We start from the raw sequence: 8,316 nt of genomic DNA on the forward strand, positions 1-8,316 counted from the left end.
GATACCAATTCCCGCAGAGGCTGACTCTCAGAGGATTCCCAAGGGGTCGCGAATGTGATTCACAGGATGGCGAGCAGAAGGATGCTTGCCATGGCTGCACCAATTCCGTTGCGTAGCGACTACGATGCCGGCGCCCTGCGCGGCCTGGCCCGGCAGTCGAAAGATGCGAAGCAGACGCGCCGGCTGCTGGCGCTGGCGGCGATCTACGACGGCGGGTCGCGAGCGGATGCGGCGCGGTTGGGCGGCGTGACGCTGCAGATCGTGCGGGACTGGGTGCTGCGGTTCAACGCGCGAGGCCCGGATGGGCTGCTCGACCGCAAGGCTCCCGGCCCGACGCCGAGGCTCACTCCCGAGCAGCGCAGGGTGCTGGCGGCGCTGGTCGAGAGCGGCCCGATCCCGGCGGTGCACGGCGTCGTGCGCTGGCGGCTGGTCGATCTGGTGCAATGGGTGTTCGAGGAGTTCCGGATCTCCCTCAGCCCGCAGACCATGAGCCGTGAGTTGCGGGCCATGGGCTATCGCAGGCTCTCTGCCCGCCCGCGTCATCACGCGCAGGATCCGGAGGCGATCCCGGCGTTCAAAAAAACTTCCCCGCCCTCCTGGCGGCGATCCGCGCGCGGCTCCGCGCCGGCACCGCACTGGAACTCTGGTGGCAAGACGAGGCGCGCATAGGCCAGAAGAACAGCATCACCCGACGGTGGGCCCGGCGCGGCACCAGGCCCGCCGCGCCCAAGGATCAGCGCACCCGGTCGGCCTATCTCTTCGGCGCCATCTGTCCGCGGGAAGGCAAGGCCGCCGCCGTGGTCATGCCCCGCTGCAACACCGCCGCCATGAACCTCCACCTCATCGAGATCTCCAACGCGGTCGCCCCGGGCGCCCACGCCGTCGTCTTGCTCGATCAGGCCGGCTGGCATACCACCCGAGGCCTGAGCATCCCCGGCAACATCACTCTCTTGCCGTTGCCGCCTCGCTGCCCCGAGCTCAACCCGGTCGAGACCGTCTGGCAGTTCCTGCGCGGCAACTGGCTCTCCAACCGCGTCTTCTCCTCCTACCAGGACATCCTCGACCACTGCTGCTACGCCTGGAACACCCTCGTCGACCAGCCTTGGCGCATCTTCTCCATCGGTCTCAGAGATTGGGCTCACCGGTTCTGATCAATGGGATCTGGTATGAGAGGCCGGAGCAGGACCACCCTGCCCCGGCCTGAGCCACTCAGAAGTTGAAGTCGGGGTGGCCGAACAGCCCGCCGAGAGGGCCGATCAGATCAAGAATGCCGCTCATCTGAACTTCTCCTGTGTGTGGGAAGGTTTCGTGATTCCCGCCGCCGAGATTCCAGTTTGGCCAAACAAACCGGAGCCGAGAGAGATTCCTCTCCAAGCGCCGCAATAATCTATCCAAGAATCCGCGTTTTCTCGGGCGACGCGTCGGCCGATTTTCAGAAACCGGCTGATATAAGTCATTCCTATCACTCAGGTTTGGTAAGTATACCTGATATATCTTGCAGATTGACTGCCTGACGAGGTCCGAGAATCGGGATTCCCCCTCGCGCGACGCGGCTTCATCCTGCGACGGAATGGCGATGGCAGAAGGGCTTCGGGTCGGAAGCAGCCCAGGGCACCGCGACAGCTTGCCGCAGCCGGCACCTCATACGGTCTTATGCGAATCTCCCTTTGCGGTATCCGCCGAATAGAAATACCATGACTTAAAGCGTCGCGACTGCAAAGCGACGAAATGAAAACTGAGAAATAATAAATAAAATGTTCGAGAAAGGGGAAACCCCAGTAGAGCATGATGCGGACGAGGGGCAAATGGATCAAATTTTCCAGAATTTCATCTTACATCTCCCGACCGTCGGCCGGCAGGCGATCGGCGAGCTGTTGGAGCAGACGATCCTGGAATACGGACTTAGGCACTTCGCCTATGTCAGCTTTCCGTCCGGGGAAGACGACGTGCCGCTGATGCTGACGACCTATCCCGCGGACTGGGTCGAGCGCTACAGCGACAACCGCTACGACCGCATCGATCCGGTGATCGCCCGCGCGGTCGGCACCATGCTGCCCTTCAACTGGACGCTCGACGCGCTGAGATCGGGGCGGCAGCCGATGACGAGGCGGCTGAAATCGTTCCTGGACGAAGCGGCCGAAGCCGGCATCCGGCGCGGCGTGACCATCCCGATCCACGACCGGCAGGGCCGCGCGTCCAGCCTGACCCTGGCCGAGTTCGGCACCGAGCCGGATTTCCAGCGCCGCATCGACCAGCACCAGCATGCGCTGCACCTGGTGGCGCTGCATCTGCACGCCCGGCTGCGCCAGGACGAGCGGCCGGAGCCGCAGGCACGACCGGCGCTGACGCCGCGCGAGATCGACTGCCTGCAATGGGCGGCCAAGGGCAAGAGCGCGTCCGACATCGCCGAGATCATGCGCATAAGCCGGCGCACGGTTGTGTTCCACACCGAGAATGCAAAGCAGAAATTCGGTGTCGCAACACTGTCACAAGCGATCGCCAGAGGAATGATGCATGACATCATCATTTGCGCCTGAGCAGAACCTGTAAACCTATACAGCTCACGATTGCCCCCGATTCACACCAAGCTGCGCGCAGTTCAGGACTCATAGAGCTGGAGTAATCGGTCCGACGCATGTCCGTGATGCGCCGGATCGGCCCGGCGGAGCGAGGCGGCGTGCGGATCGTGATCGTGACCGAAGGCGCCAGCCGCGGCCCCGCCACCGGGCTTCGAAAGAATTCAACTCGAGTCCTCGCGAAAACTTGCGTCGGCCGTACCGTCATCCGGCGGCACCGGGGAGCGTGGATATGACCAGCGTTTTCGACGATCCCGAAGGCCGCTTCCACATCCTGGTGAACGGCGAGGGGCAGCATTCGCTGTGGCCGGCCTTCATCCCGGTCCCGGCCGGATGGACCGCGCTGCTGCGCGACGCCGACCGTCCGTCCTGCCAGGACCATATCGACACCCATTGGACCGATCTGCGGCCGAAATCGCTGCCCGGCCGGCAATAACCGCCATCGAACGGCCTGTTCTGACCCTGCGAGCGAGTTGAGCCATGGACAGCATCGATTTCGGCAGCGCCTCGCTGCCTCTGACGACGGCCCAGACCGGCATGTGGCTGGCGCAGAAGTTCATGCCCGAGATCGAGTTCAACCTCGCCGAGGCGATCGAGATCCACGGCCCGCTCGATGTCGGCCTGATGCAGGCGGCGCTGTGGCAGCTGACGCGGGAGGCCGAGGCGCTGCGCATCCGCTTCGTCGAGGGCGACGAAGGCCCGCGGCAGGTGATCCGGCACGAATATGGCGGCGACATCCCCTTCATCGACTTCAGCGCCGAGGCCGCCCCGCGGGAGGCCGCGGGACGGTGGATGCAGGCGGATTACGCCCGGCCGTTCGACCCGCTGACCGAGGAGCTGTGGTTCTCCGCCATCCTGAGGATCTCGGACGGCTGCTTCATCTGGTACCACCGCGTCCACCACCTGCTGATGGACGGCCTGTCCGGCGGGCTGTGCACCCGCCGGGTCGCGGAGCTGTACACCGCACGGGTCGAGGGCCGCGCGCCGACCGACGCGACCGCCTTCGGCAGCCTAGCGGAGATCCTGGAGGAGGAGGCTTCCTATCGCGCCTCCGCCCGGTTCCTGCGTGACCGGGACTACTGGATGGAGCGCTTCGCCGACACGCCGTCGCCGATCACCCTGTCGCATCGCCGGCTGGCCTCCGGCGAGCTGCTGCGCGACCGGTCCTTCATGGAACCCGGCATGGTGGCGTCGCTGCGCGCCCTGGCGCAGTCCACCGGCGCCAGCCTGCCGCAGATCCTGATCGCCCTGACCACCGCCTATCTCTATCGCGTGACCGGGGCCGAGGACCTGATCGTCGGCCTGACCGTCACCGCGCGGGCCAATGCCCGGATGCGGCGCACGCCGTCGATGCTCGCCAATGCCGTGCCGCTGCGGCTGCGCATGGCCCCGGGCCTGAGCATGCAGGACGTGATCCGCCAGGTCGGCACCGAGGTGCGCCAGTGCCTGCGGCACCAGCAGTACCGCTACGAGGACATGCGGCGCGACCTGAACCTGCTGCCGAACAACCAGCAGCTGTTCACCATGCTGGTGAACATTGAGCCCTTCGATTACGACCTGCGCTTCGGCGGCCTGCTGATGACGCCGCAGAACCTGTCGAACGGGTCGACCAACAATCTCGGCGTGTTCATCTACGACCGCGGCGACGACAACGGCCTGTGCATCGACCTGGACGCCAATTCGGCGCTGTACACGGCCGAGGAGCTGGCCGGCCACCGCGAACAGCTGCTGCGCCTGGTGCGGGCGTTCCTGGCCGATCCCGGCCAGGCTATCGGCGGCATCGACATCCTGGCCCCGGAAGAGCGGCAGCGGCTGCTGGTCGACTGGAACCGGACCGACCATCCGGTCGCGCCGGACACGCTGACCGCGCTGCTCGACGCCCAGGCCCGGAGGTCGCCGGACGCGACCGCGCTGGTGTTCGAGCAGGCCGAGCTGAGCTATGCCGAGCTCGACGCCCACGCCAACCGGCTGGCCCGGCTACTGGCCGCGCGCGGCGCCGGGCCGGAGCGGATCGTCGCCGTGGCGCTGCCGCGTTCGGTCGAGCTGGTGGTCGGGCTGCTGGCGATCCTCAAGACCGGCGCCGCCTATCTGCCGATCGACCCCGATTATCCGCTGGACCGCATCGCCTTCATGCTCGGCGACGCCGGGCCGGTCACGGCGGTGACCAACAGTGACTTCGCCTGGGTGGTGCCGGACGGCGCCGACCGCCTGGTCCTCGACGCGACGGAGACCGAGGCCGAGCTGGCCGCGGCCGACCCCTCCGGCCTTGAGGCCGGCGCGCCGCTGCCGCTGCACCCCGCCTATGTGATCTACACCTCGGGCTCGACCGGCCGGCCGAAGGGCGTGGCCGTGTCGCACGGCGCCATCGTCAACCGGCTGCGCTGGATGCAGGCCGAATACGGCCTGGCGGCCGATGACCGGGTGCTGCAGAAGACGCCGTCCGGCTTCGACGTCTCGGTCTGGGAGTTCTTCTGGCCGCTGATCGAGGGCGCCACGCTGGTGGTCGCCAAGCCCGGCGGGCATCGGGACCCGGCCTATCTGGCCCGGCTGATCCGCGACGAGCGGATCACCACCCTGCATTTCGTCCCGTCCATGCTGCACGCCTTCCTGCAGGAGCCGGAGGTGGCCGGCTGCACCGGGCTGCGGCGCGTCTTCTGCAGCGGCGAGGCCCTGAGCGAGGACTTGCAGACCCAGTTCCACGCGGCGCTGGCGGTGCCGCTGCACAACCTGTACGGGCCGACCGAGGCGGCGGTCGACGTGACCTATTGGGAGTGCCGCCGCGACGCCGCCCCCGGGCCGGTGCCGCTAGGCCGGCCGATCTGGAACACGCAGCTCTACGTGCTCGACCCCGGGCTGCAGCCGGTCCCCGCCGGGGTCAATGGCGAGCTGTACCTGGCCGGGGCCAACCTCGCCCGCGGCTACATCAACCGGTCGATGCTGACGGCCGAGCGCTTCGTCGCCAACCCCTACGGCCCCGCCGGCAGCCGGATGTACCGCACCGGCGACCTGGTGCGCTGGCGTGCCGACGGCACCCTCGATTTCCTCGGCCGCATCGACCACCAGGTCAAGCTGCGCGGTTTCCGCATCGAGCTCGGTGAGATCGAGGCGGCGCTGGTCCGCAGCGATACCGTCATCCAGGCGGCAGTGATCGACCGCGAGGACCGGTCGGGCGACCGCTACCTGGCCGCCTATGTGGTGCTGCAGGCCGGCGCGGTGCTGGACCCGGCGGCGCTGCGGCAGGAGTTGGCGCGGCACCTGCCCGACTATATGGTGCCGGCGACCTTCACCGCGCTGGATGCCCTGCCGCTGACCCCGAGCGGCAAGCTGGACCGCAAGGCGCTGCCGATGCCGGAGCGGCAATCCTCCGCCGGCTATGTCGCGCCGCGGACGCCGACCGAGGCGACCCTGGCCGCGATCTGGGCCGAGACCTTCGGGCTGGAGCGGGTCGGCGTCGAGGACAATTTCTTCGAGCTCGGCGGCCATTCGATGCTGGTCGCGCAGCTGATCGGCCGGGTGAAGGCGATCTTCGCCGTCGACCTGCCGCTGGCCATGGTGTTCGAGGTCTCGACCATCGCCGGCCTCGCCGGGAAGGTCGACCAGGCGCTCGGCGACGGCCTCGCTGCCGCCGCGCTCGACCTCGCCGCCGACGCCCGCCTGGCCGACGACATCCGGCCGCAGGCGGCGCTGCCGCCGGTCGAGTTCAGCCGGGTGTTTCTGACCGGTGCCACCGGCTTCGTCGGCAGCCAGATCCTCGGCACGCTGCTGCGCCACACCGACGCCCGCATCGTCTGCCTGGTGCGGGCGATGAGCCGGGGCGCGGCCCGGACCCGGCTGCGCCGGACCCTGCAGGAGCGCCAGCTGTCCGAGCTGTGGGACGACCGCCGCATCGAGATCCTGATGGGCGACATGAGCGAGCCGGATCTCGGCCTCGACCAGCACGGCATCGCCGTTATCCGCGACGAGTGCGACGCCATCTTCCACTGCGGCGCGATGATCGACTTCCTGCAGGGCTATGCCGCCCTCAAGGCGCCCAATGTCGAGGCGGTGCGGACGCTGATCGGCTGGACCGCGACCGGCCGGCCGAAGGCCCTGCACTATGTCTCGACCCAGTCGGTGATCGACCCGGCCAGCGGCCCGGGCGTGGTGACCGAGGCGTCGGCGCTGGAGAGCTGGCGGGGACTGGTCGGCGGCTACAGCCAGAGCAAATGGGTCGGCGACACGCTGGTGCGGCAGGCCCAGGCGCGCGGCCTGCCGGTGTCGGTCTACCGGCTGGGCACCGTCACCGGCGACCGCCTGTCCGCGATCTGCAACGACCGCGACATGATCTGGCGGGTGGTGCGGGCCTCGGCCGGCCTCGGCGCTGTCCCCGACATCCACCTGCCGATGACCCCGGCCGACGACATCGCCGACGCGATGCTGCGGCTGGCGCACAGCGACAAGCCTTGGGGCGGCGTCTACCACCTGGTCAGCCGGGGTACCGTCCATCTGCGCGACATGGTGCCGATCCTCGAGCGGCTGGGGCTGCCGCTCGAGCTGCTGCCGCTGGCGACCTGGCTGGAGCGGGCGCAGCTGAACCGGTTCGACAGCCGCGACCATGACCTGGCCACCGTGCTCTCGATCTTCGGCGAGTACGACACGTCGGTCACCCTGCCGGTCCTGTCCTTCGACGCCACCCATGCGCGGCTGGCGGAGATCGGCGGCACCATCCCGCCGGTCGGGCTGGAGCTGATCGAGCGCTACCTGCGCAACCTGAAGATCGTGGACTCGGTCGAGGCGGCCGAAGTCTGGGCGCCGGAGCCGACCCCCGTCGCCGCCGAGTGACCTGCAGCAAGGCCGGGCGGCACCAGCGCCGCCCGGCGGAAGGACCCGTCCGATATGGCCCGCTTCATCGTCGCCGCGACCGCCCTGCCGGGGCATGTCTCACCGCTGCTCGGCATCGCGCATCATCTCGTCGGGCTGGGCCATGAGGTCGTGGCGCACACCGCCAGCCCATTCCGGGAGAAGGCGGAGGCGACCGGGGCGCGCTTCGTCCCGTTCCGCAGCGAGATCGACCTCGATTATCGCCGGGTCGACGAGCATTTCCCGGATTACCGCGAGGCAAAGCCGGGCCCGGAGAAGATGATGGTCGGGCTGAAGCATTTCGTCTGCGACGCGATGCTGGGCCAGAAAGCCGGGCTGGAGGAGATCCTGAGCGGCTTCCCGGCCGACGCCATCCTGGGCGACACGGTCTTCGCCGGCGCCGTGCCGATGCTGCTGGGCCCGCGCGAGGCGCGGCCGGCGGTGGTGACGCTCGGCATCACCGCGCTGGCCGCCACCAGCGTCGACACCGCCTTCTTCGGCTCCGGACTGCCGCCGTCCTCGACGCCGGAGGGGCGAGCCCGCAACATCTCCATGCACCGGACCATGCAGGCCCTGTGCGCCGGCATGCAGCAGGGGTTCGACGACACGCTGGCCTCGATCGGCTGCCCGCCGCTGCCGGACTTCATGTTCGACAGCTTCATCACCCTGCCCGACTGCTATCTGCAGCTGACCGGCGAATCCTTTGAGTATCCGCGCAGCGACCTGCCGGAGACGGTGCGCTTCGTCGGTCCCCTGCTGGCGCCGCCGACCAAGGCCTTCGACCCGCCCGGCTGGTGGGCCGACCTTGATGGCGGCCGGCCGGTGGTGCTGGCCACCCAGGGCACGCTGGCGAACGAGGATTTCAGCCAGCTGATCGGCCCGACCCTGACCGGCCTGGCGG

5 protein-coding genes are annotated in these 8,316 nt (G+C 68.5%); all 5 read left to right on the plus strand.

Features of this window, described 5'->3' with window-relative positions; all coding sequences use genetic code 11:
* Positions 1-90: 90 nt before the first annotated feature.
* Positions 91-1,151 (plus strand): IS630 family transposase gene (locus FFK22_RS39950; RefSeq protein WP_186002926.1). Its coding sequence is split into 2 segments (ribosomal slippage): positions 91-577 and positions 577-1,151, totalling 1,062 coding nucleotides; the frame shifts between segments, so codons are not numbered across the junction.
* A gap of 603 nt (positions 1,152-1,754) precedes the next feature.
* The gene (locus FFK22_RS39955; RefSeq protein ID WP_138893462.1) at positions 1,755-2,537 is read left to right on the plus strand and encodes a LuxR family transcriptional regulator; all 783 of its coding nucleotides are present in this window, start codon (positions 1,755-1,757) and stop codon (positions 2,535-2,537) included.
* 271 nt (positions 2,538-2,808) lie between these two features.
* Positions 2,809-3,012 (plus strand): MbtH family NRPS accessory protein, encoded by a 204-nt coding sequence (locus tag FFK22_RS39960; protein ID WP_138893461.1) that lies wholly within the window; start codon positions 2,809-2,811, stop codon positions 3,010-3,012.
* 44 nt (positions 3,013-3,056) lie between these two features.
* Positions 3,057-7,397 carry a non-ribosomal peptide synthetase gene (locus FFK22_RS39965; protein ID WP_143956941.1) on the plus strand — a complete coding sequence of 1,447 codons (4,341 nt, stop codon included), beginning with the start codon at positions 3,057-3,059 and terminating at the stop codon, positions 7,395-7,397.
* Between the two features lie 54 nt (positions 7,398-7,451).
* Positions 7,452-8,316: glycosyltransferase family 1 protein (locus tag FFK22_RS39970; RefSeq protein WP_143956942.1), on the plus strand; the 865-nt coding region annotated here is incomplete at its 3' end.

Source organism: Mycobacterium sp. KBS0706, assembly GCF_005938675.2.
In the GTDB taxonomy this organism is placed as follows: Bacteria; Pseudomonadota; Alphaproteobacteria; order DSM-16000; family Inquilinaceae; genus Inquilinus.